The organism is Streptomyces sp. NPDC046909 (assembly GCF_040644695.1).
Lineage (GTDB): Bacteria > Actinomycetota > Actinomycetes > Streptomycetales > Streptomycetaceae > Streptomyces.
This window is the reverse complement of sequence record NZ_JBEYXC010000008.1, coordinates 268,071-291,059: the sequence shown is the minus strand read 5'-3', so window position 1 is coordinate 291,059 and position 22,989 is coordinate 268,071. Positions and strand designations below refer to the sequence as shown.

At 69.5% G+C, this 22,989-nt stretch carries 40 protein-coding genes; 3 read left to right on the top strand and 37 right to left on the bottom strand.

What is annotated here, in order from left to right; translation table 11 throughout:
* Positions 1–6 precede the first annotated feature (6 nt).
* From ABZ928_RS27260 to ABZ928_RS27110, 31 genes are all read right to left on the bottom strand, one after another.
* Positions 7–429, bottom strand: coding sequence for a hypothetical protein (locus tag ABZ928_RS27260; protein ID WP_361524153.1), 423 nt, complete (start codon positions 427–429; stop codon positions 7–9).
* Complete coding sequence (locus tag ABZ928_RS27255; RefSeq protein ID WP_361524151.1) at positions 426–683, bottom strand: hypothetical protein; 258 nt, start codon at positions 681–683, stop codon at positions 426–428. Before ABZ928_RS27255 ends, ABZ928_RS27260 begins: the two co-directional genes overlap by 4 nt.
* Positions 683–1,096, bottom strand: coding sequence for a hypothetical protein (locus ABZ928_RS27250; protein ID WP_361524148.1), 414 nt, complete (start codon positions 1,094–1,096; stop codon positions 683–685). The genes ABZ928_RS27255 and ABZ928_RS27250 overlap by 1 nt, the downstream gene beginning before the upstream one ends.
* The gene (locus tag ABZ928_RS27245; protein ID WP_361524146.1) at positions 1,096–1,437 is read right to left on the bottom strand and encodes a hypothetical protein; all 342 of its coding nucleotides are present in this window, start codon (positions 1,435–1,437) and stop codon (positions 1,096–1,098) included. Before ABZ928_RS27245 ends, ABZ928_RS27250 begins: the two co-directional genes overlap by 1 nt.
* On the bottom strand, positions 1,434–2,063 hold the full coding sequence (locus tag ABZ928_RS27240; protein WP_361524144.1) for a hypothetical protein: 630 nt from the start codon (positions 2,061–2,063) through the stop codon (positions 1,434–1,436). The genes ABZ928_RS27245 and ABZ928_RS27240 overlap by 4 nt, the downstream gene beginning before the upstream one ends.
* Before the next feature lie 16 nt (positions 2,064–2,079).
* A complete protein-coding gene (locus ABZ928_RS27235) occupies positions 2,080–2,517 on the bottom strand; it encodes a hypothetical protein (protein WP_361524141.1) in 438 nt (145 codons plus the stop codon).
* Positions 2,518–2,579: 62 nt separating this feature from the next.
* Complete coding sequence (locus ABZ928_RS27230) at positions 2,580–3,890, bottom strand: hypothetical protein (protein ID WP_361524138.1); 1,311 nt, start codon at positions 3,888–3,890, stop codon at positions 2,580–2,582.
* A gap of 2 nt (positions 3,891–3,892) precedes the next feature.
* Positions 3,893–4,081 carry a ribosomal-processing cysteine protease Prp gene (locus ABZ928_RS27225; protein ID WP_360554102.1) on the bottom strand — a complete coding sequence of 63 codons (189 nt, stop codon included), beginning with the start codon at positions 4,079–4,081 and terminating at the stop codon, positions 3,893–3,895.
* Positions 4,078–4,794, bottom strand: a complete 717-nt coding sequence (locus ABZ928_RS27220) for a hypothetical protein (protein ID WP_361524135.1) — start codon at positions 4,792–4,794, stop codon at positions 4,078–4,080. The genes ABZ928_RS27225 and ABZ928_RS27220 overlap by 4 nt, the downstream gene beginning before the upstream one ends.
* Before the next feature lie 66 nt (positions 4,795–4,860).
* On the bottom strand, positions 4,861–5,940 hold the full coding sequence (locus ABZ928_RS27215) for a hypothetical protein (RefSeq protein WP_361524132.1): 1,080 nt from the start codon (positions 5,938–5,940) through the stop codon (positions 4,861–4,863).
* Complete coding sequence (locus tag ABZ928_RS27210; RefSeq protein ID WP_361524129.1) at positions 5,924–7,351, bottom strand: phage portal protein; 1,428 nt, start codon at positions 7,349–7,351, stop codon at positions 5,924–5,926. The genes ABZ928_RS27215 and ABZ928_RS27210 overlap by 17 nt, the downstream gene beginning before the upstream one ends.
* A gap of 15 nt (positions 7,352–7,366) precedes the next feature.
* The gene (locus tag ABZ928_RS27205; protein WP_361524126.1) at positions 7,367–9,028 is read right to left on the bottom strand and encodes a terminase; all 1,662 of its coding nucleotides are present in this window, start codon (positions 9,026–9,028) and stop codon (positions 7,367–7,369) included.
* 3 nt (positions 9,029–9,031) lie between these two features.
* Positions 9,032–9,649 carry a hypothetical protein gene (locus ABZ928_RS27200; protein WP_361524124.1) on the bottom strand — a complete coding sequence of 206 codons (618 nt, stop codon included), beginning with the start codon at positions 9,647–9,649 and terminating at the stop codon, positions 9,032–9,034.
* 402 nt (positions 9,650–10,051) lie between these two features.
* Entirely contained in the window at positions 10,052–10,441 is a 390-nt protein-coding gene (locus ABZ928_RS27195; protein WP_361524121.1) for a holin, read from the bottom strand.
* 300 nt (positions 10,442–10,741) lie between these two features.
* Positions 10,742–11,011, bottom strand: a complete 270-nt coding sequence (locus ABZ928_RS27190) for a hypothetical protein (protein ID WP_361524119.1) — start codon at positions 11,009–11,011, stop codon at positions 10,742–10,744.
* A 9-nt stretch (positions 11,012–11,020) separates the two neighbouring features.
* The gene (locus ABZ928_RS27185) at positions 11,021–11,260 is read right to left on the bottom strand and encodes a hypothetical protein (protein ID WP_361524116.1); all 240 of its coding nucleotides are present in this window, start codon (positions 11,258–11,260) and stop codon (positions 11,021–11,023) included.
* Complete coding sequence (locus ABZ928_RS27180; protein ID WP_361524114.1) at positions 11,260–11,439, bottom strand: hypothetical protein; 180 nt, start codon at positions 11,437–11,439, stop codon at positions 11,260–11,262. Before ABZ928_RS27180 ends, ABZ928_RS27185 begins: the two co-directional genes overlap by 1 nt.
* Entirely contained in the window at positions 11,439–11,768 is a 330-nt protein-coding gene (locus tag ABZ928_RS27175) for a hypothetical protein (RefSeq protein ID WP_361524111.1), read from the bottom strand. The genes ABZ928_RS27180 and ABZ928_RS27175 overlap by 1 nt, the downstream gene beginning before the upstream one ends.
* A 58-nt stretch (positions 11,769–11,826) precedes the next feature.
* The gene (locus ABZ928_RS27170; RefSeq protein WP_361524108.1) at positions 11,827–12,078 is read right to left on the bottom strand and encodes a MerR family DNA-binding transcriptional regulator; all 252 of its coding nucleotides are present in this window, start codon (positions 12,076–12,078) and stop codon (positions 11,827–11,829) included.
* Positions 12,079–12,269: 191 nt separating this feature from the next.
* Positions 12,270–13,460: a Fic family protein gene (locus tag ABZ928_RS27165; protein ID WP_361524105.1), complete on the bottom strand. Its 1,191-nt coding sequence runs from the start codon at positions 13,458–13,460 to the stop codon at positions 12,270–12,272.
* Between the two features lie 197 nt (positions 13,461–13,657).
* Complete coding sequence (locus tag ABZ928_RS27160) at positions 13,658–14,056, bottom strand: hypothetical protein (RefSeq protein WP_361524102.1); 399 nt, start codon at positions 14,054–14,056, stop codon at positions 13,658–13,660.
* Between the two features lie 179 nt (positions 14,057–14,235).
* Positions 14,236–14,625, bottom strand: coding sequence for a hypothetical protein (locus ABZ928_RS27155; protein ID WP_361524099.1), 390 nt, complete (start codon positions 14,623–14,625; stop codon positions 14,236–14,238).
* Positions 14,626–14,783: 158 nt separating this feature from the next.
* Entirely contained in the window at positions 14,784–14,999 is a 216-nt protein-coding gene (locus ABZ928_RS27150; RefSeq protein WP_361524096.1) for a hypothetical protein, read from the bottom strand.
* Between the two features lie 34 nt (positions 15,000–15,033).
* Positions 15,034–15,213, bottom strand: a complete 180-nt coding sequence (locus tag ABZ928_RS27145; RefSeq protein WP_361524094.1) for a hypothetical protein — start codon at positions 15,211–15,213, stop codon at positions 15,034–15,036.
* Between the two features lie 149 nt (positions 15,214–15,362).
* Entirely contained in the window at positions 15,363–16,013 is a 651-nt protein-coding gene (locus ABZ928_RS27140) for a hypothetical protein (protein ID WP_361524091.1), read from the bottom strand.
* Complete coding sequence (locus tag ABZ928_RS27135; protein WP_361524088.1) at positions 16,010–16,516, bottom strand: hypothetical protein; 507 nt, start codon at positions 16,514–16,516, stop codon at positions 16,010–16,012. Before ABZ928_RS27135 ends, ABZ928_RS27140 begins: the two co-directional genes overlap by 4 nt.
* 11 nt (positions 16,517–16,527) lie before the next feature.
* Positions 16,528–16,686: a hypothetical protein gene (locus tag ABZ928_RS27130; protein WP_361524085.1), complete on the bottom strand. Its 159-nt coding sequence runs from the start codon at positions 16,684–16,686 to the stop codon at positions 16,528–16,530.
* The gene (locus ABZ928_RS27125; RefSeq protein WP_361524082.1) at positions 16,683–16,913 is read right to left on the bottom strand and encodes a hypothetical protein; all 231 of its coding nucleotides are present in this window, start codon (positions 16,911–16,913) and stop codon (positions 16,683–16,685) included. The genes ABZ928_RS27130 and ABZ928_RS27125 overlap by 4 nt, the downstream gene beginning before the upstream one ends.
* A complete protein-coding gene (locus ABZ928_RS27120) occupies positions 16,906–18,540 on the bottom strand; it encodes a hypothetical protein (RefSeq protein WP_361524079.1) in 1,635 nt (544 codons plus the stop codon). The genes ABZ928_RS27125 and ABZ928_RS27120 overlap by 8 nt, the downstream gene beginning before the upstream one ends.
* Positions 18,541–18,599: 59 nt before the next feature.
* Positions 18,600–19,016, bottom strand: coding sequence for a hypothetical protein (locus ABZ928_RS27115; protein WP_361524077.1), 417 nt, complete (start codon positions 19,014–19,016; stop codon positions 18,600–18,602).
* Positions 19,013–19,318: a hypothetical protein gene (locus tag ABZ928_RS27110; RefSeq protein WP_361524074.1), complete on the bottom strand. Its 306-nt coding sequence runs from the start codon at positions 19,316–19,318 to the stop codon at positions 19,013–19,015. The genes ABZ928_RS27115 and ABZ928_RS27110 overlap by 4 nt, the downstream gene beginning before the upstream one ends.
* A 148-nt stretch (positions 19,319–19,466) precedes the next feature.
* On the opposite strand from ABZ928_RS27110, the gene ABZ928_RS27105 reads away from it, so the two are divergent.
* Positions 19,467–19,805, top strand: a complete 339-nt coding sequence (locus tag ABZ928_RS27105; protein ID WP_361524071.1) for a hypothetical protein — start codon at positions 19,467–19,469, stop codon at positions 19,803–19,805.
* Positions 19,756–20,166 (top strand): hypothetical protein, encoded by a 411-nt coding sequence (locus ABZ928_RS27100; RefSeq protein WP_361524068.1) that lies wholly within the window; start codon positions 19,756–19,758, stop codon positions 20,164–20,166. The genes ABZ928_RS27105 and ABZ928_RS27100 overlap by 50 nt, the downstream gene beginning before the upstream one ends.
* A gap of 1 nt (position 20,167) precedes the next feature.
* Here ABZ928_RS27100 and ABZ928_RS27095 read toward each other — a convergent pair whose 3' ends face one another.
* Both ABZ928_RS27095 and ABZ928_RS27090 read right to left on the bottom strand, forming a co-directional pair.
* Positions 20,168–20,365, bottom strand: a complete 198-nt coding sequence (locus ABZ928_RS27095; RefSeq protein ID WP_361524065.1) for a hypothetical protein — start codon at positions 20,363–20,365, stop codon at positions 20,168–20,170.
* Entirely contained in the window at positions 20,362–20,586 is a 225-nt protein-coding gene (locus tag ABZ928_RS27090; protein WP_361524062.1) for a hypothetical protein, read from the bottom strand. The genes ABZ928_RS27095 and ABZ928_RS27090 overlap by 4 nt, the downstream gene beginning before the upstream one ends.
* A gap of 45 nt (positions 20,587–20,631) precedes the next feature.
* On the opposite strand from ABZ928_RS27090, the gene ABZ928_RS27085 reads away from it, so the two are divergent.
* Positions 20,632–20,967: a DUF6233 domain-containing protein gene (locus tag ABZ928_RS27085; RefSeq protein ID WP_361524059.1), complete on the top strand. Its 336-nt coding sequence runs from the start codon at positions 20,632–20,634 to the stop codon at positions 20,965–20,967.
* 65 nt (positions 20,968–21,032) lie between these two features.
* Here ABZ928_RS27085 and ABZ928_RS27080 read toward each other — a convergent pair whose 3' ends face one another.
* From ABZ928_RS27080 to ABZ928_RS27065, 4 genes are all read right to left on the bottom strand, one after another.
* On the bottom strand, positions 21,033–21,740 hold the full coding sequence (locus tag ABZ928_RS27080) for a hypothetical protein (protein WP_361524056.1): 708 nt from the start codon (positions 21,738–21,740) through the stop codon (positions 21,033–21,035).
* A 69-nt stretch (positions 21,741–21,809) separates the two neighbouring features.
* Positions 21,810–22,040, bottom strand: coding sequence for a hypothetical protein (locus ABZ928_RS27075; RefSeq protein ID WP_361524053.1), 231 nt, complete (start codon positions 22,038–22,040; stop codon positions 21,810–21,812).
* A gap of 2 nt (positions 22,041–22,042) precedes the next feature.
* Positions 22,043–22,543: a hypothetical protein gene (locus ABZ928_RS27070; protein ID WP_361524050.1), complete on the bottom strand. Its 501-nt coding sequence runs from the start codon at positions 22,541–22,543 to the stop codon at positions 22,043–22,045.
* Positions 22,544–22,563: 20 nt separating this feature from the next.
* On the bottom strand, positions 22,564–22,986 hold the full coding sequence (locus ABZ928_RS27065) for a hypothetical protein (RefSeq protein ID WP_361524047.1): 423 nt from the start codon (positions 22,984–22,986) through the stop codon (positions 22,564–22,566).
* Positions 22,987–22,989: the final 3 nt, after the last annotated feature.

Sequence of the window (22,989 nt, the reverse complement as noted above, 5' to 3'; positions counted from 1 at the left end):
AGAGGGTCAGGAAAGCTGCGCGCGCAGACGCATCTGCATCACCAGCACGTACCGGGGGATCGGGGTGGTCTCCGCATCGGGCTGATGGGGCAGCCAGATCAAGGAGGTGTCGGCGACCGAGTAGATCTGCGCGCCGCCGGCCGAGGTGCCCTCCGCCGCTCGGAGATGAGCGCGCACGAGCTGCGCGAGATCGTGGGCCTGGGCCTTGGTAGCGGCCAGGACGTCGATGTCGAGGGTGACGTCCTCGAGGACGCCCCGCTGCACGACGGCGCCGCCGCCGCGGGTCACGGACACGACGCCGGTCTTCACCTCGGTCAGCAGATCCGGCGGCCATTCGGTACCGACGGTGGTGCCCGCCGCGAGGCCGGCACGGAGCACGGTGACGGCGACGGCCTCGGCATCAGGGAAGACGAACAGCGGGGTGGTCATCGCCGTCTGCTGGACTTCGGCGGGGCCTTGGCAGGCTCAGCCTCTGCGGCGCCGGCGGCCGGTGGTTCCGCTCCGGCGTGGTCGGCGCCGGGAACGTCTGTGGCTGCGGTCTCTTGGCTTTCGACGGTGACCACGGCAGTGACGGTGGAGACACGTCCGTCGCGCGTCAGCTGCCGGAGCTCGTCGTCGTCGACGTCGATCTCCGTGCCGGGCGCGCGGCCGCCATGCCAGTGGGCGAGGGTGACGCGGTGCATCAGCTGGTGCTCCTTAGCGAATCGAGGGCGCGGCCCAACGGCCGGTACTTGGGCGAGTAGCCGCCCTGCGGACGGGCCCGCGCGGACCGGTAGCGACCCCGGCTGTCACGGGCCCGGTCGTCGTGGCGGCCCGTGCCGAACTCCACCTGCAGCGACCACGGCGCAGCGGCCCCGAACTCGGCACGCCACCCATTGCTGTTGAGGTGCGCGGCCGAGTAGATCTGTGCCTTGTACTCCCCGTGCCGGTCGACGCCCGGCTTGTACGTCGGACCCGAGTACTCGGGCGCGAAGGCCCGCGTGAAGTTCGCGCCCTGCTGGGCCTTGGCCAGGAGGAGCGTGCGCATCTCACCGCTGCGGGCGATCTCGTCGAAGAACCGGGGGTTGGGCACGTACCGGAACCTGGTGCTGGCCATCAGGTCACTTCCTTGAGCTGGGCCTCGATGTGCCGGATGCCGTGAGGGACCGGCCAGGGGCCGGCCTTCCCCGTGACCTCGAGGACCAGGCCGTCGACCTCGATCCGGTCCGTCTCGCGAACGTCCGGCATGGTGCCGGGCGCGGAGATGAGAAGCCAGCCGGTGACCGTGAGCTGCTTGTCGTTGGTGTCCTCGCTGCTGCCGCCGCTGGGCTGCACGTTGATCTGGTCGACGGGGATCCGTTCGGCCGCGTCGCCGTAGTCCTTCTGCTTGTTGCCGTACCGGTCCTCGGAGACGGCTGGCCGGATGATGACACCGGACTGCTCATACAGGACGCTCATGAGTGCCTCACCGACAGGGCGTTGCGCTTGAAGTCCCGCAGGATTGCCCGGTGATCGGAGGTGAGGGAACCGGTGCCGAAGGTCTCCACGGTGTAGGTCACGCTGACTGCGCCGGCGGACTCCGACCGGATCCGGCGCGGGTTGGACATCGACGCGGCGGCAAGGTCCAGTGCGATTCCCACGAGCTCGTCAGGGATCTCCTGGTAGCCGTGCGAGTAGAGGCCGCGTACTCGGTCGGCCCAGATACCGGTGGGCCGGCGGCGAGGCCAGCCCATCAGCCGGGACGCGGGAAAGGCCTCGCCCCGGTGGAGCTCGGCGCCGTACCGCAGGAAGTCCCGCCCCTCCAGTGCGGGGATCTCCAGGCCGGTGCCGTCGACGAGCTCCACCACCGTGAGCGGGTTGTCGCCGTCGACGACCACGGGTCGCTGCGGCAGCGTCAGGACCCGCTCGCCGCCCATGATCGTGAACGGGTCTGCGGCGACGAAGCTGATGGTCTGCCGGGTGTGCCGGCGGATGGCAGCGGACGCCAGCCGCAGCGCGAGGTTGGCCGGGCCGGGGGCCAGCGGCACGGACAACTGCAGGTAGTCCTGCAGCGCTTCCGGTGTGGCGAGAGGCGGGAGAGCCACGGTGCCCTCCTCTCAGCTATGCGTCCGCGATCTTCTGGAGCTGCTTGACCAGCGTGCTGCGCGGCTGGTCCTTCGCTTCCTCGATGCCGAGGAGTTCACGGGCGCGGGCCGGGTCTTCACCCACCCACTCGAGGAGTTCCTTCACCGGAGCGTCATGAGACGGGGCAGGCGGCAGTGATGGCTCGGGATGCCCCGGCCCGTTGTCGTCGACCGTCGGGGTCCGGTGTGGCGGCTCGGTCTCCCGCTTCCCGTCTCCCTCCTGCTCCTGGCCGTCGTCGGCTTCGCCGCCGAAGGCCGTGACGAGCTGGCGGGCATCGTCGTCGTCCGGGTCGACGGCGGCGCCGGACCGCAGCAGCTGCACTGCGGTGTCGCCCTTGATCTTCTGCCCGGGGGTGAAGTCCTCGGGCTGCATGTTGATGTAGGCCCTGAAGGCCTCCCGTACGACCACACGCATCGTCCGGCTTCCTTTCTGTGGTTGGCCGCAGGCCCACCCAGGCAGGGTGGACCCAGCGTGCATCAGGCGTGCTCGAGGACGACGGCCCGCTTGAACAGAGCGGAGTCGCCGGTGGTCGCGTCGGACGGGACACCGAAGTCGCCGACCCAGGACCAGGTGTGGGCGAGGATCTGCTGCAGGCGGTCCTGCGGCGGCCGCACGATGTAGGCGACCTGGACGCCGTTGGCTGGACCGATCATCTGGATCGAGGGGACGTCGGACACGTCGGCCTCTGCGAGGAGGTCGCCCATGCCCTCGAACGGCGCGGAGATCAGCGCCTCGCCGCCGAACACGATGGGCCGGTGCACGGTGACGTTGTTGGACGATCCGCCGGCCACGGTGGGCAGTTCGTTGTTGAGGACCCAGTCGATGCCGCCGAACCGCCCGATGGACAGGTCTTGGTACATCGGGGAGTCGACTCGTCCCTGCAGGGCCTGCTTGAAGTCGGCGTCGTCGTACAGCTGGGTCTCGGTGTCCGGGTCGATGTGCGCGGTGTAGTAGCCGTTCATCGTCGGCACGTTCATCTTCCGCAGCCGGGCGACGGCGGCCCGGAACATCTTGAACGTCGCCACGTTCGACGTGCCGATGTCGTACGCCGTGTCGAGGGTGTTCGACGGGCGCACGGAGAACGGCGCGTTGGCCGCGACGATGGCCTCACCGGCAACGTCCACGTGGGCCGTGCCCAGCGTGAGGGTGTTGGTCCCGGCGTTGACGCCGGTGACCGTGTTCGCGACGCCGTCGATGGTGACGGCGAGCGGGTTCGCGCCGGAGACCGGGGTGGGCTTGCCGTTGACCAGGGCGTACTCGAAGCCCTTCACCGACGCCACGATGACGCTGGTGTCGGACGCGCCGGCCGTGGTCACCCAGGTGCGGCCGCCGGCGTACGCGTTGTACAGCTTGTCCCGGGCGAGCCGGTTCAGGGACTGACCGGCCGAGATCGCCAGCTTCTGCGCGTCCTCGATGAACTTCGACGCCAGCGACATGCGGGACTGCAGCATGTTGGTGTCCATCGTGATGCCGTACTGGTCCATCGTGACCGAGTACTGCTCGATGCTGTACGTCTGCGGCGCCGGGTCCGCCCCGGCCAGCGGCGTCGTGGTCGGGGTGAGCAGACCGGTCCGCGTGAACGTGCCGGTGTCGCCGACGTTCTGCGACCACGGCCGCGGGCTGGCGATCGCCGGGAACAGGAACTCCGGCAGCAGGGCCTCCTCGAAAGCCCGGTACAGCAGACCGTTCTGCATGATCTCCCGAATCGCTGCCGGGAGAGTCGAGCGGATGTCGTGCCGGGCCAGGTTGAACCAGGCCCCGCGCGTGGGGAGTGTCGCGAGCGACATAGCTACTCCTCTTGGATGTCGATGGACACGAGGTCCGGATGCATACGCGCGACCTGCTCGAGGCCGAGCAGCGCGGTTTGGGTGATGGCACTGACCGCCGCGCAGACCCGCCCGCCCTCGAGGTGACCCTCGTGGCCCTCGACTTCCAGGCGCGTGACGCCGTCGGAGAGCCGTGCTGTGATGCGGATCAACGTCGGGTGGTGACGCCGAGCTTGGCCATGGCCGTCTCGTATTCGTCCTTGGACGCCGTACGGAAGTCGGCCGGCGGCGCGGATGGCCGGGCCCCCTGACCGGGGTCCGGGCGGGGCCCCTTGGGCTTCGGCGGTTCCGCGGCCGGGCGGCGAAGATGCGGCTTGCGCTCGAGCAGCGAGGCGAGGTCTGTGCGGATCTGCTCAGTGTCGATCTCGCCGGCGTCGTTGGCGTACGACGCCACGTCCAGGAACGCGATCGCGTCGTCGGCGTCGGCGAAGTCGACGGCGGCCGCGCGGACTTCCGCGTTGACAGCCTGCTTGGTGGCGGCCTCCGCACGAGCCGTTGCGCGCTGTGCGGCGTCCTGCGCCTTCTCCAGTTCGGACTTGTCGCGGTCCTGGTAGTCCTGGACCTGGCGCTCGAGCTCGTCGGCGCGCTTCTTCGCGGCCGCCGCGTCCCTCCTGGCCGCGGCCCGATCTGCCTTCATGGCGTCGAGCGCCTTCTTCCCGGCATCACCGAGCTGGTCGGCGCCCTCCGGGTCGGCAGGGTCAGGGTCCGCCGGCGGATCGGCAGGCGGGGTGGCCGGGTCAGCCGGTGGATCCGCCGGCGGATCGGCCGGAGGAGTGGCCGGGTCGGGGTCGTCGTGACGGTTCAGCTGGAACCAGTTGCCTGTGCCGTGCGCAGCGGGCAGCCAGCTCCTACGGGTGTTCTGCATGGTGGGGTGTCTCCCATTGCGGGGATCGGAGGACCGGCGTTGCGCCGGTCCTGGCGGGTTGGGCGGCTACACGATGTAGCCGTAGCGGCGTAGCAGCCGCAGCTCGTCGTCGCGGTCGTCCGCGATACGGAAGATCTCCTCGGGCATGAGCCGGGGAGAGCGGGTCGAGCGGTAGTACCGCATCGACGTGGCCTGGCCGTAGCGCTGTCCGGCGAACCGCTGCATGCGGTCACCGGCCTGGGCCCGGCTTCGGCCGTAGACAGCGCGGCGCGTGGCGCCTTCGTGGGTGACCTGCAGGGTGCGCCCGTAGATGTCGACGGTGTCCATGCCGCGGCGGGCATTGACGACCTGCCCGAGGTCCGCGCCCGCGCGGATGGCGCGGGCACCGTCGACACCGAACACACGCTGCTGCTGCTCCTTGTCGAGCTGAGCGAACAGCTGCTCCGGGGTGGAGACGCCGGGCCACTCGTGCTCGCGCAGCGGCAGGGTCTGGCAGTCGCAGTTCGGGTGCCTGAGGAAGCCCTCGCTGCGGGTGTACATCTGGCCGGACAGGATGATGCACCGGGCGCAGGCCGGCAGCCGTACGACCCGCACATACGCCACGCACTGCGGGTGCACGGCCATGGCCGCCTGGTCGGCGGTGCGGGCAGCGTCCGCGATGGCGGTGGACGTGTACATCGTCATGTCCACGAGACCGCCGATCATCGCCTCCTCCGGCGGATACCCGGCAGCCAGCCGACGGCGTACCCCGATGGCGGGCACGTACAGGAGCGACTCCAGCGGACCGCCGCCGGGAGCGAACCCGGTGAATGCCGACGGAATCAGCTGCGGCAGCAGCGTGGCCCGGGCCAGCGACAGCCCGCCCTGCGCGGCCATCTGCGCGGCGATGTACGCCTGGGCGGCCTGGGCGACGCTGAGCTGCCCGGCCACCGCCGCGGCGGCGATCTGCGCGCCGGCCTCGCCGAGGAGAGCGGCCTCAACCGACTGCGCGGTGAGCTGGTTCCACACCGCCTGTATCTGCTCGACGATCGAGCGGATCGTTGCCGCGACGTAGTCGTAGTGGGCGGCGGCCAGCTCTCGTGGGGTCGACGGCTGCCCGGCTCGCCGACCCCGCCTATCCGGCGCTGGTTCAGGCGGCGTTGCCACTGCCGGCCTCCGGCGATACCTCGTCTTCCGGCGGCTCTGTACCCGGCTTGGTCCCGAACAGCGGCGTCACGTCCCCGGCCGCCAGGCGGCGCAACGCGTTCTGCGCGTCCTGCTCGTCCTCTTCCTCCATACGAGCGATCTGCGCCTGGCTGTAGCCGAGGTCTTCACGTGTCTGACGCAGCGGCACGATCTTCGCCTGGTGCTTCTTCACTGCGGCGTCGGCGGCCTGCGCCACCGTCGGCGTGGATGCGTCCCGCCAGATCGTCTCGAGCGCCCGGGCATCATCGGACCACTCGCCCTCCTTCACGCGCAGCACGAGCCGCATGACCCGCTCCCACGTCCCGCCCCACGCCCGCTGCTTGCGCTCGGCACGCTTCACGAGCCGCGCCTCGCTCGAGCGGATGGCGTCCGCGCTGGCAGGGTTGGCCGTGCTCTGTCCGAGGAAGTGCGGCGGCATGCCGGTCAGGGACGCGACCAGCTGGGCGAGCTGGCCGATCGTCGCGTGGAAATTCTTCAGGTCCGCCTCGGGGAACTGCACGACATCAGCGCCATCCTGCTTGCTCCGCGACGTGGCCCACATCCGGCCGATGATCCGGCTGAACGCGGACAGCTTGTTCCCCTGCTCGTCGACGAAGTCCTCCTCGCCGAACCCGAACGCCACCCTCCTTGGGGTGGCGTGATACTCCGCGCTGACCATCATGTCGGTGGCGATCTTGCAGGCGGCGTCCGACAGCGGGATGACGTCCGCGAGTTCGCTGATGCCGTTGCGGTATTTCAGCCGCGGCCGGTTCGCGAGGACCTCAACCGGCACCTCGCCCATGTCGTGCTCGTCGCGCGGGAAGTCTGGGTCCTCCACCCACGCGCCGTCCCTCTTCACCCACCAGATCGTCACGTCCGGCAGGTACAGGGTGGCGTGTTCGACCTCGTCCTTCCCCTCGCCCTCGCACCACCGCTTCACTGCGGCCGCGATCTTCCGGGTCCGCGGGTCGTGCTCGGCGTACATGTCGAGGGCCGACTCCACCGACACCAGCGGCGTCGTCTCGTCGTCCTCGTTCGACCCGACCACCACATACGCGCGCTTCATCGTGAGCGCGTCCAAGTGGCCCTGCTGAGACTGCTCGTCGAGGTCGTTGGCCTGCCAGATCCGCCACAGCTCCTCGTCGGCCTCGGCGTGCCCCGGGAAGCGGAAGCCCTCGACGTCCAGGCGCTCCTCGATGGCGTCGACCACTAGGCGCGGCCAGTTGATGACGACCTGGCGTACGGTCTCCTCGAGCTCGCGCTGCAATTCCGGCGCCATGTACGACAGCGGCTGCGTGCCCTCGTAGTAGGAGTCCAGCCGCTTGAGATCGGCCTTCTCCTTGTCGTGGCACGCGATCAGATGCTCCAGCCACTGCAGCTCGGTGCGCTCCACAGCTCACCTCGCCTTCTATCGCCGCATGACGACCATCCGGGAACTCTTCTTCGGCTTGTTCATGCCGGCGGCGATCGCGTCGCGGTGGGCCTCCCACGACAGGGAGCCGGCCATCGCGCCGTCCATCGACAGCGGCGACTGGTGCCGTTCCTTCTCGATCACCCACAGCGGCTTGCCCTGCTCGTCGAGCATCTTCAGCTGCTTCTTACGGGCGTTGGCGACGTGGCGGGCGTACACCTCGTGACCGGAATGCGTCAGCGTCCCGGCCTTCATCGCTCCCTCATAGGCTCGCAGTGAGTACGCCGTGGCCTTGAGTCGGTTGGTCCACCACTTCGTGACGCGCTTTTCGCCCCACCGGCCCTGCCACGTGGTGACCATGCCCTCCCAGTACGGAGGGTCGACGTAGGCGCGGACCACGTCCCAGGTGTCGAAGGCCTCCACCATCGCGGCGTCGACCTCGTCGGCCGGGCATTCCCACTGCTGGTCCGGGTCGTCGCCCTCGTTGGCGCCGGGCGGCGCCTCCCAGATCCCCAGCGGCCACTGGAAGCCACTCGCCAGGTGCGTGGCGATCAGCGCGGTGGCGTCCCGGAACTGCGCGCCGTCGAACCCGATCGTGATTCGCTCGCCCTTCTCCGGCAGAGCCTGATCCGGCCGGGCGAGCTCCGCCCACCGCCTGGCCGAGAACGCCTGCCGCCCGGCCTGCACCCGGCGGTTGAGCCAGACCCGCTCCCAGTAGGCGCGGTCGGTGTCCGGCGCGTTGTACAGCGCGACGATCGCGTCGACCTGGCCCTCAAAGTCCGGCCACGACGCGATGCTTGGGCCGCTCGCCTCGCGGACCGCGGCCCGGATCGTGTCCTCGTCCAACAGGTCCTCGTCCGGCCGGGGGTCCGCCTGCCGGTGGAAGAAGAACAGCGTCCGATCACGGCTCTTGCCGGAGTCGACGAGCTCGGCGAACTCGTGCGTTCCCTGCGCCACGCTGCCCTCGCCGGGGGTGTACGTGGTGGTCGTCTCCAGCGACCACGGATCGAACAGCATGATCTTCGGGATGTTCGCCAACATCGTCTGATGCGCTTCACGGTGCCGGGGCAGCGTGAACCGGTGCGTCTCGTCGAAGTGCTGGAACGTCGTACGGGCACCGTCACGGGCGTCCGGCGACGAGGCGAGCGGCACAGCCCGGCCCAGCCCGTCCCACCGCATGATGCGGTCCAGACCCGGGTCAAACAGGTCGACGTCCGGCCCCTCCGTGACGATCACGTACAGCGCCGCGTACGCGAGCTCCTCGGTCTGCTCCTCGGTGTACGCGACCATCGGGATGTACGGGTCCGACACCGGCACCCCGACCGGCTCGCCGTCCGCGTCGAACCCGTCGCACCGGACCGGCCCCTCGGGGTGCAGCTCCGCGAAGGCGACCGCCGCGGCGAGCTCCGTCTTGGCCGTGCCCTTGCGGACGCTGAGCCCGACACGCTTGAAGCGCCGCTTGCCCGCCCGCGGGTGGCCCTGCGGATAGACCTCGTACCAGCGGTAGATCAGCGCACGCTTCTCCGCGTCCAGCACGTACGGCTGACCGCGCAGCGCACCCGGACCGTGAACGGCCCGCTCCTCGAGGAGGTCGCATACCTGAGGGCCCAGAGTCGGCCAGAACTCGTCGTCCGGCCGGGGCACCATCAGGACGCCCACGGCCTACTCCACCACGTGCAGCGCGGCCCGCGGATCGTCCGGCCTTGGCCGCCTCCGAGCAGCAGCCGCCCTCTTCCGAGCCTGCGGCATCGCCGGCGTCTCGTCCGGATCGGCGACCTTCCACCGCAGCCGCAGCATCGCCAGCGGCGTCAGCCCCAACCTGTCCGCCAGCTGCCGCGCCTCCTTGGCCGCGTCCAGGTCGCCAGCCTCCGCGCGCGACTTCCAGCGCACGTACTGCGCGACCTCACGCGTCCAGGACAGCTGCTGCCACATCACGGCCTGCGGTGTTGCCCACAGCTGCTTCCACAGCTCGCCCTCGATCTGCTGCTGCGCTTCGAGCTGCTTGGTCAGGATGAGCGCGGCCTCGCGTGCCGAGTCCGCCTTCTTCTCCGCGGCCACCTTCGCGCGGCCCTTGAGGGTCGGCTCCAGGAGCGCGAGCTCCAGTTCGTCGGCCTTACGCAGTGCCAGGTCGCGTCGGGCGGTGAGGACGACGTCGTCCAGCAGCGGCCACTTCGGGGGCCGGCCCTTTCGCCCACTTGGGGGCAGTGGCGTCATCGCGACGGTGGCGTTGCGCCGGCGTCGCGCTCCTTCCGGCTTGGGGGCTGGTCCCGTACCTGCCATGGGGCATCTCTCCTGGTGAGCGCCGTTGCGGCGCGTCGGTGCCCGGCCGTTGCGGCTGGGCGGTGGTGCGGGTGATGCCGGCGGTTCGACGCGTCAGGCGGGGATCTCCAGACCCGTACAGGCTGGAATTGCCCTCCCCCGCGGTCTCCTGCGCGCACGCCCGCGCGGGTGCGCCCCCACCCGCGCGGGCGTCCGATCGGCCGGAATGATCACGACATTGCGCCGTGATCATCAGGGCGTGCAGATGTTGCCCACGTGCGCTGCAGCACTCATGAGTTGACGCTGAGCGGTGAGCGCGAGCAGCGCGAAGTGATCAAGGTTCGTGATCGTCATCGGCGGCTCGCGGCGCTGTGCCTGCGTGGCTGCCTCTCGGTGTCGGCTGCCCGGGCGTGGGCGTGGTGGTCAGCCCTGCTCGGCTGCCCAGCCTCCGGGCTGGTGGCGTGCGGTCTCGCTGCTGTGGCATGGGCCGCAGAGGCCGCGGCCGTGGCGTGGGTCGTCGGGGTCTTCGCCGGCGGCGACGAGTTCCTTGCGGTCTCGCGGGTGGTGGTCGGCGTGCTTGCTGGGCTTGCCGCAGGGCGCGCCGTGGTCATGGGCCTCGATGGTGCACACGCAGTGTGGATCGCGGGCGAGGACGTCGGCGCGGAAGGTGTTGCGGTGGCGTGCGCCGTAGCCGCGCTGGGTGCTGGTGCCGCGGCGCTGCTCGGCGGCGGCGCGGCAGTCGGTGCAGCGTCCGCCCTGGGTGTACTCGGGGCAGCCCGGGGTGGAGCAGACGGTCATGGCGCGTCTGCCCATGACGATCACCCCCTTTGGGGTACGGTGCCCGTTCTGGGGCCAGGGGGGTTCCAGATGTTGAGGGGGGTCTCTCATGGCTGGTGGGTGTCGTGACTGCCGTACGTGCACGATGAGTTGGGTCGCGAGGCAGGGCCGTCACACGCTGTACCTGATCACGCTGGCGTGGTTGATCAAGCCGGTGTTCCTGAAGAACTGTCCGCAGTGCAAGCACATGATGGGGCGGCACCAGCGGCGGCGGGACGGTTCGTTCCAGGACTGATCGGCAGGACATCTGCTACCCGAGCGAGGGGATGCCAGCTCTCAGTCGTCTCGCGCGACCTCAGCGCGCATGCGGGTGAGGGCGTAGTCGAGGAGGCCCATGGTCCGGTGGTACGGGACTTGCCCTCCGCCGTCGGGTAGCAGGGTGCCGACCTGGGTGATGCCGTCGCCTTCGTCGTCGTAACGCTGTGAGGCGCAGACGAGGATCCACTCGGTGCGTACGCCTTCGAACCCTTCCAGGCGTGCGACGTTGTCGATGGCTTCCTCGAGGCGCTGGTAGGCAGCTTTGAGTTTCCGGCTGTCGTCCGTCACGAGTTGCTCTCAGGTGTCGTCGGGGGCCGCTTCGTAGTAGCCGCCGTTCTCGATCTGTTGGGCGGCGGTGACCATGCCGAGCCTGGTGATCCAGTCGAGTCCCTCCGAGCGGGCGCTGGAGAGGCTTACTGTGCCGTCGGCTTTGACGACCTTGAGGATCACGAAGGCGTCGGTGGGGAGGTCGCCCTCGTCGATATGCGCCTCTACGCCGAGCGTGTCGAGGAGTTGCCCGATCTTCTGGCTGGCCATCAGGAGTCCGCCGTTTCGGGGTGCGCCTGTGCGAGGTGCTCTTCCACGGCGCTGCGGTCGACGGCCAGGACCAGCTTGCCCGGGCCTGCGTCTTCGGTCTTCTCGAGGCGCAGGGACAGAGCGATCTGTTCGTGGCAGCCGGGGCAGACGACGGTGGTTCTGCCGACTACGGCCGGCATCAGATGCCGTACGCGGTGAGCTTGAGTTCGGCGTTGTCGACGTCGACCTGGAGCTGGGAGCCGTAGTCGCCGGTGGGGAATGGGCCGAAGCGGCGGGTGCTGGAGATGGGGATGCTGACGGCGCGGGGTGTGACGGCCTGGCCGTCGACGACTGTGGGGAAGCGGAAGGTGACTGTGCGGGCCACGGTGGAGCCGCTGTTGCGGACCTCGAGGAGCATCTTCCCGTTGTTGGGGACGGTGTGGTTGTTGACCGGGTCGCCGTTGGTTTCGGTGCCGGGGGCGACGCCGGCGCGGGTGATCTGGGTGACGGGAACGGCTACGCGGGGCACGGCGGCCTCCTTGGTGAAGTACGTGTGGGTGCCGCCGTTGGCGACCGGGGGTGAGGGTTCAGGCCACGCGGCGCACGGCTGCGGCGTTGCGCCGTGTCGTGCTGTGGGCCGCGGCAAGCTGGTGCTGGCTGTAGATGCGCCGGTTGGCCTCGTCGTGTGACGGGTTCGTGAGGTGGCCGCGGTTCTCCCAGGAGTAGATCGTCTGCGGGCTGCAGCCGAGGAATGCGGCAGCTTCCTTCACGGTGAACCAGATACCGCCGTCGGCGTCTTCGCGGCCGTGAGCTGGCTCGCGGTCGGCGGAGTGGGGCATGTGGTCACCCCCTGGAAACGCGAAACCCCCGCACAGTGGCGGGGGCTGATGCGGCGTATGGGCACAGGTGTGCTGCTGGCATCGGATTATGCAGTGCTGATCGTCAGCGTGTCCAGCGCTGTGACCTGCGTGTCGTCGGTACAGCCCGTAAGAAGGACTGGCTGCGGTACGGCTGGTAGCCGTCGCCTGAGTTACACAACGTCCGCATTGGCGACCAAGGGCAGGAAGGCGCGCAGGCGCGCGATGTTGGGCCGTACGTCGGTGATGGCTCCCCGGGTGTTCCTCTTTACGCGGATGAGGCCCATCTCGCGCAGGGCGTTGAGATCGCGGGTCACTGTCTTTTCTTCCTTGTCCGCGTACGCGAGGGCTAGGGCAGGCGTCAGTGTTCGAATCGTCGTCCGAGGCGTGGTGCCTGGGGTCAGTGCCAGCGCGAGCTTACGCTGGCGGGCGCACGCGGGTGTGTCCTTGTCGTGGAACTGTTCATGGATGAAGTTCACCCAGGTGACGCGGAACTGGTCGTTGCGGATCTGCTCGATCTGCTCAGAAAGACCGTCCACTAGACCCTGTAGCGCGTACTTGATCAGACCTTTCACCGAGTACGGCTCGCGCGCGCTCGTCAGCTGGAGCTGGCGCGCGTACTCGGTCCGCGTCCTGTTGTAGTGATCGGCGAGGACGTGAGCGGCGACAGTCGGTGCACCGGCTTGGATCAGCATCTGGTACTCGATGAGTCGGGCGGTGCGCCCGTTGCCGTTGCCGAAGGGGTGGATCCAAGCGGTGTACAGGTGCGCCATGATCGCTGCGATGACCGCCATGGGCCGGTGGAGCGCGCCATCGGTAGCGCGGATCCCGTCGAGCCACTCGCACAAGGTGCTGAGGAGGTACTCGCAGTCCTCGGAGGGGGCGCCTCGGTATACATGGCCTACTGTGACGCTCCCCGTACGGACCTCGCCGGGCACGACGCCCTCCTCGGGCGGCAGGTCGCGGAGAACGATGGCGTTGAACTCCTTGATTCGCTCTGGAGTCAGGGCGATGGGCTTGCCTTCGACTAGGTGCTCAATGATCAGGTTGTAGCCCTCGATTACGTTGTCGATCTCCTGGCCGAGGTACTCCCGTGAAGGGGGGAGCTTGAGGTCGTGGTCGACGCGCCGACGAACCTCTTCCTCGGAGAGGGTGTTTCCTTCGATCTGGGTTGTCGCGTGTGCGCCCTTGGACAGATAGACCTGATTGAGTTCGGTAGCGACGTCGGGCTGCAGAGGGACGCCTGCGATGTGGTCCATCTTGGAGACAGCCTCGCCGAGCAGCATCCAGGACTCGTGGTCCATCTCCTTGACCAGGTCAAGACGGAATGTGATCCATGGGTGTGTCTCTTCGAATCGCCGCATCTAGCACTCCTGGGGCATCAGGTATTCGCAGGTGAGACGCATCGTAGCTCCTATCTACCCGCTCACGCGTCCCCGGAAATCGCCAATCTATTGTCCACTCGATTGTCCGCTTGCCTGTCCAGGTTGCGCCAACGCGCGGGGGTGGAGGCTGGAGCTTGGCCTTGGCTGCGGCATGCGCGGGATCGGCTGAGCTGCGGTCAGTCCCGGATGGTGCGGCGGTATCCGCGGCGCCCCTCGAGCGCGCGGGTGGCGGTGGCGCCGTACCAGCGGTTGACGCCACCCTCGGCGTCGTCGGGCTCGGGCCATCGGCTGCGCGTCAGGTCCGCGCGGATGGTCCCGGCCTTGATCCCGATTCCCGCCTCCTCTAGCTGCTGCGCGGTGTAGAGCCGACGTGCTTCGAGAGCGACGGCCTGGCGCTCGATGTGCTCATGCACAAAGTCGGCGATGTCCTCGGCGGCGTACTCCTTGTATCGGCCGCGCTTCCCGACCGAGTCGGGCCAGGCCGGGTGCTGCGCCCACGTCTTCGTCACGGTGTGGATGCTCACGCCGTACGTCTCGGCGATCTCGGGGGCGATGAGGCCGGGGCGTTTTACCATGGTGGCGGATTCTCCTTTGCGGAGTTTTCAACTGGTCGGGGCCGGCGCTCTGTCACCCCCAGGTTTGCCCTGGGGTCTGCGCCGGCCCCGTTGTGCTGTCGTGACAGTGGGTGTGCCGGGGTTGAGGGTTCCGGGAGGAGTGCCCGCCCCGGGCTGGCTGCCCGGGGCGGTGTGAGCCGCTACGACTGGCTGTCGTCCGGCTCGTCGTCTTCGATCACTTCGACCCACGTCATGAACCGCTGGAGTGCGAATTCAACGACGTCCAGTCGCCAGGGTGCGGGTCCGGCGAGCTTCACGAGGGCGAGCGTCTCGTACGCCGCGAACCAGTCGAGCACCATGTGCTCGTAGGCCCGCTTGTGGCGGTCGGAGATCGGTTCGTCTTCGAGCAGCGTCCGCGCCCGGTTGAGGCCGACCAGGACCTCCGTCGGTTCGTTGTCGACGGCCAGGACCAGGTCCGGGACGACGACGGGGACCGGGAGTTCCTCCAGGAGTGCCGCCATGTAGGCGAACGCTCCGACGGTGGCCTCGGCGAGTGCGAGGAACCTCTCCCTGCTGTCGTGATCTGCCACGACTTCTCCTCTCTGGAATTTTCAACTGGCTGCCAGTGGCGGGGCTGTCACCCCCCGCCCTGACATTTCTAACTTTACAGCACTTGCTTCTATAATTGCAACACCTTTGGGGAGGGGAATGCCCCGGCCCGCACCGGACCGGGGCAGGGCACGAGAGGTCAGGCCAGCCGCCAGCCAGACAGGGAAGCGTCGGCGCCCACGACAGCAGTGAGCCGCTTGCCGACAAGATCCTTCACGGGCATACCGACCGCCTCGGCGATCTCCTCGGCCGGGTAGCGTTCCGGCTCGGCGCGCTCCTCCGGCGGGATGTCGGCGACGATCTCGGCCTGGTCGCCGAACAGCAGCAGTACCTTGACGCTGACGCGCTCGCTCATCGGGTCTCCTCCTTCGGCGCGCCCGGACCGGACTTCAATCGGCGTCCTCGCCGAGCGCGATCTCAACTTGTTTGATCTTTCCGGACGTCGACAGCTCAGCGCGGACGGGGTTGTCGCTCGGGGCGCCGGCCTTACGTGCCGCCTCGACGAAGGCGGCGAGCTCGTCGAGGGTCAGGTCCTTGTCTTCACCGGTGAACTTCAGCGCGGCAGGCATGGACACAGGATGGAGCACCGGGCTCCGCAGCGCGACGGGCTTGTGCGGCGGGACCCGGTGTCAGTGACCACAGCCGGGCTTGGTCCACCAGCCGCATATCCCGCAGTACTCGTAGACGAGGGCGGTGAGGAGGCGTCGGAACATCGCGTTCACCTCCCCTCGGCTTCCTTGTCGACGGCGTGGTGGTGGCCGTCGGTGAGGTCGTAGATGACGAACCCGCCGTCGGTCCTCTCGATGCGTACGCCCTGTTGGTTGGTTGGTTGTTCCTGGTCAACGCCGTCAACAGGGTCTTCCGAGAGGGGCTGGGGGAGGGGCGGGATGTCGTCCGCGTGTACGCCCACCCCCGTGGTGCCGCCAACGCGTACGGCGCGGCGGACCTGAATGCCCATGGCCTCCAGCACGGCGCGCATCGCGGCCATGGTGACGTCGAGATGTGCGGCGAGCGAGGAGAGGAAGACGTTCGGCGCGGCCAGGAAGTGGAGCGCCTGGACGACGTCGTCGTCGCTCAACTCTGTCGTCGTCGGCTCGGGTGCCCCCTCGTCGGCGGGCCCGCCGCTCTTCTGCCGTTGGGCCAGCCAGGCCTGAAGCGTCTGCACGGCGAGCGTGCCGAGGATCCCGACGATGATGTACGCGATCCACGGGAAGGCGGCCACCAGCCCCCACACGGCGCCGACTCCGACGAGGGCGAGGATCACGCGAGCCGTCCGCTCGCTCATCGCGTCCGACTCCCCCGGCGCCTCCTGGGCCTCGGAGTTCTCCGGCTCACCGGTGTCGGGCTCTGGCTCCTGCTGCGCGCTCACGTGAACGTCCCGGTGAATCCGACGCCCAGCATGTTCACGGCGCTGCCCAACGGCACCGCGGCTACCCCGGCCACGCTCCCCGACAGGGCGAGACACACCCCGGAGAACACGCCCATGGCGAGCTTCCAGTTCGGCACCCGCGGCGCCCACTTCCACAACGCGGCGACCACCAACGTCAGCAGGAACACGATCACGAACCCGCCGTCGGTGAGCACGACCGGAGTGCCGTGCGCGACGACCGGGGCGTTCCCGCCGACCCCCCAGACGAGGCCGACGTATCCGCCGACGTTCGCGGCCCAGATGGCGACCCAGGTGACGAGGCCCAGGAGAGACCAGGCGGTGAAGGTGGCGAGCGCGGCGATCAGGCCATAGAGGTGCGCGAGGACGAACGGGACGAGGGCCGTCCACTGATGCTTCTCCTTGAACCACCAGCGGATCAGGAACATCAGGATGAGGCCGACGCCCAGGGCGACACCACCCAGGTTGATCACGGTGTACGGCACGACGCGGGTTCCTATCGGATGACGGCCGCGGCGAGCGCGGCGAGGAGGCAGATGAAGGCGGCGGTGCAGGACACCGGCCACAGGTAGAGCCCGGGCGTCTGGCGGGGCGCGATGACGCAGAGCCCTGCTGCGGCTATGAGCGTGGCGAGAGGCCAGAACAGCGCGATCACAGCGGGCTCCCGTGGTGGATGAGGGCGGAGGCGAGCCAGGCCGCGCAGGAGGTGGCGGACAGTGTGGCGGCTGGCCTGCGGTGCCCGGCGAGAAGCGCGAGCGTGGCGAGGAGCGCGCCGCTGCCGTCGGCGAGGTGCGCGGCAGCCGGGCTGGTGAGGCCGAACGCGGCGCACAGATGCCAGGCCTCGGCCAAGTCCCGCAGCGTGATCGTGGGTGCCTCAGCCATGCGCAGCCCCCGACTGGGATGCCAACCCTTCGAGGGCCTGGCGGACTAACTCGGCCTTGGGCTGGCCGATGCCGAGCTCGGCCTTGAGGACGCGGATAGGCGCGTGGCGGCCGTGGGCACGGCGGTGGTCGCCATCGACTCGCCGGGCCTGCTCGAGGAGCTCTTCGGACACCCCCGTACCCGCCGTACCTGCGGCAGCGGGTACGGGGCGTACCTGCTCCCCAGCGCGCACCTCGAGTACGAGTACGTCCGTACCCGAAGGAGAGGCAGGCGGCTGTCCACCACCATCGGAGGCAGCCCCGTGCCCACGGCTGCGGCGGAGCTCCCGGGCACCGTCCCTGACCGCGACCGGATCGGTGACGGGGTCGGGTACGCGACTGTGTACCTCGGCTCGGGTACGCCCTGGGCGGATCATCTCGGCGGGTACGGCGCAGGCGTACTCGCTGCGCACCTTGGCCTCGGTGGTGACGTCGAGGTGCAGGCCGGAGCCCCGGTACACGTACTCGACGGTGTCAGGTACGGCCTGGTGGATGGCGAGTTCCGTGGCGACGTCCGTGAGCGGGGCAGGGAACAGGGCAGGGAGCTGGACGGCGCGGTCGGGTACGGCGGGCTGTACCTGGTCGGGTACGGCGTGCAGGGCGACACGTACCTGCGTCTCGGATACGGGTACGCCGTACTCGGTGCACAGCGAAGCGAGCTCACCGGGTGTGGCGTCCGGGTGCGCGGCGTGTACCTGCAGGACCGCGTCGAGCGGGTCCATGCGCCGGAGCTCGGCACCCGTGACTCCCAGCGGTGTACCTGGGTACGGCTCGGGTACGGGCTCTGCCACCCACGGTGTCGGTAGCTCGACGTCGCGCAGCATGGCGGCACTGCGGCGCGCGGCGAGCAGCTGCATGAGCTGGTGACGCTGGGTGCCGTCGACGGCGGCGCCGGACCGGGCGACCGAGGCCTTGAGAGCGGCGCGGCCCCACCAGCCGAGGTGTCTGCGGGAGGCGAGGCGTACGGCGCGGGCGGTGGCACGGTCGCGGGAGACCTGGGCGGCGGTGCGGCCGCGTACGGCGAGGCCGAGACGGGACAGCAGGCGCTCGCGGAGCTCGTGGCCGATCTGTGCGGGCAGTCCGGTCGACAGGGCTTCGGGCCGGGCGATGCGGATCTCGAGGCCCATGGCCAGGTGCCAGAGCAGCGCGGCCAGGACCGGGCCGAACACGGAGCGGATCAGGCCGCCCCAGAATCCGGACTCGGAGAACGCGGGCACCAGCTGCATACCGGTGATGCACCAGACCAGGACGCCGGGCACGCCCGGGGTGCCGGCGTGGTCGGCGGTCGCGGTGGCCTTCTTGTTGGCCCGGGCCATGACGGCGCAGGCGAGGAGGCCGATCTCTCCTGCGGCGAACAGGGCCAGGCGCTCGCTGTCCTGCATGCCGAGCCGGTCGCCGGCGAACCGCCAGGAGGTGTCGGCGGAGAAGCCGGTGCACACGAGGGCGCCGATGCCGGCGGCCAGGACGGCGCCGCTGCTGCGGTGGGCGATGTAGGCGGCGATGGCGGTGGTGAGGAGGACGAGGAAGCCCGCGGTCAGGACGGCTGGCCAGTGGCTGTCCGTCCAGGCGATGGGCTGGTCCAGGAACACGTGGACTCCAGAGAAGGAAGAGCCGGGCCCCGCCAGGGGGAGGTGCGGGGCCCGGCAGCTCAGAGGTCGTTCTCGGTGCGGGCCCGGGCGGACTCGGAGACCCCGGCGATCAGATGCGCGTCGTCGCGGTGCCCGCTGACGTCCTGCTGCCGACGGCCTTCGGCGTAGTCCCGACGGCACTCCTCATGCAGAGCGGCGACCCTCCGGGCCTTCGAGGACGGCTGGCCGGCCGCAGCCTCGCGCAGCCGCGCCGCGTACTCGCCGCGCGTGACCGGCTGGGTGACCTCCGGGGCCCTCAGGCGCAAGGCGCGGGCGAGGGACGGGTCCATGGTCGTGGCCTGGATCACCGCGATGCGGGCAGCCGGGGTGAACGGCTCCTCGGGCCGGTGAGTCTCGAGACGCTCAGCCATCTCCCCGAGCATCTGCATCACCAAGGGCGCGGCCTGTGCGGTGCCGTTGCCGTCGCGGCTGGTCATCCCAGCTCCTTGGCCGCAGCGCGCAGGTGCAGCGCGTACTCGCCGCGCGTGGTGCGCCCGATGGCGGGGAGCATGCGGTAGGCGCGGGCGAGACTGTCCTCACTGACGGCGTCGGGGAGCCGGCCGAGGATCGCGTCGGCCGCGATGTCGAGCGCACGCTCGCGGGCGAGGACGGTCATGGGCTCGGCGGAGTCCATCTCGAGCATGCGGGCCGTGACGACGAGGACCTGGGCCCCGTAGCTGGGCTGCTCGATCAGCTGCTTCAGGGCTTCGTCCGTGGGGTCGTGGTGGGTACGCTCCATGGCGGACCTTCCTTTTGATCGCTGAGGACGGGTCCACCCCTCGGCCCGGAGGTGCAACTCCGCGTGGGCCGAGGGGTTTTCCGTTGTGCCGAGAACGACAGTAGCGAACTTCCTTGTTTTAAAACAAGGAAGTTGGAAGGATGGAGTCATGCCCGACTCCCCGCCGGAGGAAGTCGATGAGACGGGAGGCCCGGACTTGATCTCCTTCGCGGACATGCCCGCGCGTCTCGAAGCGGCAGGGCTGAAGAGGCTCAGCGCGCAGCGATGCCGGCAGCTCGCCGAGGAAGATCCGGACTGGCCCGTACCTATCGATCAGGCCAAGAAGATCGGCCGCATCCGCCTGTTCGACTGGCGTGTCATCGAGCCGTACTTCCGTCAGCGGAAGTCGCGGCAGGGGCAGAGGACCGACATCCACCGATCGAAGGGCCAGCCAACTGATGGAGCGCAAGATCCAGGGGCGGATGCCGCACCCCCGAGTGGGAGATAAGAACGCCGGCGAGACGGCCGTCTATCGACTCAGTGATGCGAGCGGGCGCCTGATGTATGTCGGCATCGGCCGCAACCCCATGGGGCGCTGGGCCTCGCATGCGGATCAGCATGAGTGGTGGCCGGATGTCGCTACCTTCGAGGTCGCTTGGTACCGATCACGCGAGGAGGCGGCGGCCGAGGAACGCCGGGCGCTGCGTGAGGACGCCCCGCTGCACAACCTCCACGGAACACCCGGCTGGGGTGAGTTCGTAGCGAGCGCTAGTGCTGACGCTCGCGTGTACGGCAACAAGGCGTATCGCGACTGGATCAGGGATCACCCGGAGTGGCGCAGCCCCACTGCTCCGGCCGCCGACGCCTGACCTACGTAGCGTCGGGCCAGCTTGCCACCACCGTTTCCGTCTCCTCGTCGACGAGGGTGACGCTGGAGCCCGGCTTCCCGCTGCACTCGCTCACCCACAGCGTGAACTTTCCGCGCGCAACCGTCTCGTCGCCCCACCAGCCGTGCCGCGCCGGCTTCCCGTCGAGGATCAGAGTCAGGTGGTAGCGCTCCTGGGTCATGCGAGTCGGATCCCGCGGGCTCTGCCGGCCTCCCGGACGATGGCGCCCTTCGTCTCCAGCTCGACGAGTTGGTAGTGGACTGAGGAGGGGCTGCGCAGGCCAACGGCGGCGCCGATCTCCTGCACGGTGGGGGCCTCGCCGTGGTCTGCGATGGCCTCGCGGATGACGCGGAGCATGCGCTCCTGGATGTCGGTGAGGTGGTCGACCTTGTACCTGCCCATGAGGCCAGTAGAAACCTTGTTCGAATTTTGGCGCAAGCTGAAGGCGTGACCGATCTGCCGCCCGACCTGCCCAGACTCCGGATCCTGGAGACGTGGCTCGCCCTCACCCTGGAGCGAGTACGGACCCAGATCGCAGCGGCTGAGCGGCGAGAGGCCGAGCAGCAGCGGGGCATCGCGGCCCGGCCGCCGACGCCGGACTGGCTGATCGAGCAGAGCCTCAACCGTGAGACGCCGCCGGTCTACGTGCACGTCGGCGGTTGCCACATGGCGGGCAAGCGGTCGAAGGCAGCGACGCGAGAGCAAGCCCGTCAGGCGCTCGCGGATCGAGTGGATCCGTGTCCGCACTGCCGCCCGGACACCGAGCTGGGAATGCTGGACTGACCCGATCGGATGCTGCCCCGGACGGAACGGAGTCGCCCGCCCGGGCGATCGCTTCGTGGCTGCAATCAGGCCGCGCCAGCGTCGAGAGCGGCGGCCGTGATGCGGGCAGCGAGGGCGAGTTCCTCGCGGGTGAACAAGCCCTGGCAGGCGTTGCATTCGACGTACAACTGATGATCGGTCGCGACAAGCTCAAGGTCCTCGCAGCGTGGACACGGCTGAGGCACTGGCCGACGTCGGGGGCGCAGGCTCGTCGTGCTGCGGACGGTGCGCATCAGCGCGTGGAGCTCGTCGCGCATGTCGCCGGACCAGGGGCGGCGGGAGGCCCAGGCGAGGGGCTTGGGCTGGGCGAGCCACAGTGCCAGGTCCTCGGGGGCGAGGGAGACGGGCGGGTTCCAGCGGCGTTCCTCGGTGATGATGCGGATCCAGGGGATGAGGACGCCGGCGATGGGGAGCTGGCCGTGCTGGTCGGCGCGGGCGTCGCCGTGGGGGTCGGTGATGTGGTCGGTCCAGGCGGCGGGGCCGAGGAGGTTGAGGACGTCGGCGCGGCCGGGCAGGGGTGCGGTGCGGTGGACCGTGCGGCCTCCGGTCCGGGCGCCGGTGGTCTCGCGTTGGCGGGAGCCCTTGAGGACGGTGACTTGCAGGGGGAGTTCGCGTAGCCAGACGCCCATGACGTCGACGCACGGGGAGCACAGGGTCTGTCCGGTGGTGAGTTCGGTGTCGAGCAGGGTGCGGGTGCAGGTGGTCGCGGCGCAGGGCGTGGTTGGGGTGGTCACCGGGTGTCTCCTCGGGTGGTGCGGGTGGGGCAGTGCCGGGCCGGTGCGGGGTTCCGGGCCCGGCGGGTGTCACCAGGTGGGGGTGTCACAGCAGTCGGCGATCCAGCCGGCCGGGATCTGCATGCGGATCGGGGTGTCGGGGGTGAAGGGGCCGCGGCAGTCGGCGCAGGTGCCGGGGTAGACGGCGTGGAACCAGCGCCCTGCCGAGACCGGCTTGGGTGGCTCGGGCTCGGGCTCGGCGGGCGGTCGGCAGTGCGCGCACATCGACTGATCGAGGTCGGTGAACTCGCAGCGGTCCATGGTTAGTTGGTGCGGGGTCGGGGGATCGCGCTGCACAGAGTGAGCGGGAACCCGGTGGTGGACGGGGTGGCGGCCCGTTCGTACGGGTCGGGATACCTGCGGACGAGCTCGGGCACGACCGGCGGGGGGACGGGCGGGCGTACGGGCTGGGTGAGGGAGAGCCGTCCGTAGCCGTCGCCGACGCCGGCGGCCTCGAGGACGCGCTCCACCGCGTCGAACTGGGAGCGTGCGGTCTCGGGCCAGAGCCCGAGGTCGTCAGCGAGGCGTCGTACCCGCCGGTCGCGTTGAGCCTGATGGTTGGCGAACAGGGAGTCGACGAGGGTGTGGATGCCGGTGAGCGAGGCCTCGATGGTGGCGGTGAGGACACCGGCGCTCTTGCCGTACTGGCGGGCCCAGGTGACGACCTCCCGCTGCCAGTCGGGAGGAGCGCACACGTACGGGGGCTGGCCGGTGCTGACGATGTGGCCGAGCGGCTGCCAGCCGAGGCCCTCCCTATAGACCATGACGGGGACGGGCTCCACGATCAGTGCCCCCTCGGAGCCAGATCGGTGAGCGCCTGGTCCCAGTTGGTGAAGTGCACGGCCCTGTCGTCGAGGTACGCCACGGCCGCGAGCTTGCGGTTCGTCGCCAGCAGCTGGCCGCGCGGGTTCCAGAAGGTGATCAGGCCGCTCCCCTTGCAGCCGCGGCAGTCCGGCGCCGGGGTCTGCTCGCTGCCCCGTGAGCAGATGCTGCACCGCTCGTCGGTGGTGACATCGAAGTCGTAGTGCTGGAGCCAGGTCATGACCTGCTCGGGCTCGCGCGTGGTGAAGATGAACACGGCGTCCTGCTCCATCAGCTGGCGCAGGCCGGTGATGGCGCCGGGCATGGGCGGGTCGTAGATCGTCCCGTCTGCCCAGCCACGGCTGTAGGCGTGGATCACGCCGTCGAAGTCCACAGCGATGGTCAAGGC